Source organism: Acidiplasma cupricumulans (genome assembly GCF_001402935.1).
Classification (GTDB): Archaea; Thermoplasmatota; Thermoplasmata; order Thermoplasmatales; family Thermoplasmataceae; genus Acidiplasma; species Acidiplasma aeolicum.
Genome location: NZ_LKBH01000175.1, coordinates 1 through 417, shown reverse-complemented (window position 1 = coordinate 417; position 417 = coordinate 1). Strand labels below are relative to the sequence as shown.

The 417-nt window shown below is 23.5% G+C and carries 1 protein-coding gene; it reads left to right on the top strand.

Translation table 11 applies throughout. The features are described 5' to 3' along the window. Positions 1-412 (top strand): DNA adenine methylase (locus tag AOG55_RS04670; RefSeq protein WP_201779083.1); only part of this gene is annotated, 412 nt, incomplete at its 5' end. Positions 413-417: the final 5 nt, after the last annotated feature.

Genomic DNA, 417 nt, shown 5'->3' with positions numbered 1-417 from the left:
CCAACAAATAGAGCTTAGTAATTTAGAGGGCATAGATTTCATTCAAAAGTTTGCTAATGAGCATTCTAATAGTTTATTATATATTGATCCGCCATATTTTAAGGCTGGAAAAGATTTATATAATTTTTATTTTAATATAGATGATCATAAAGCATTAGCTGATTTACTATTGGAAGATGAAATAAAAAATCCTTGGCTTGTGTCTTATGATAATGATGAATTTATCAAAAGCTTATACTCTAAAAAAGGCATATTTTGCGATAAAATCTTATCTAATAAATGTGTATATGTGCATAAGAAATATTTAATTTCTTCTAATAAAAGAATAGCGTATGAGATTTTATTTTCCAATAAAAAAATTCCACCATATAATACTTTAATTGACATTGAAAAAAAAGAAATAAAAATTTAATTAGA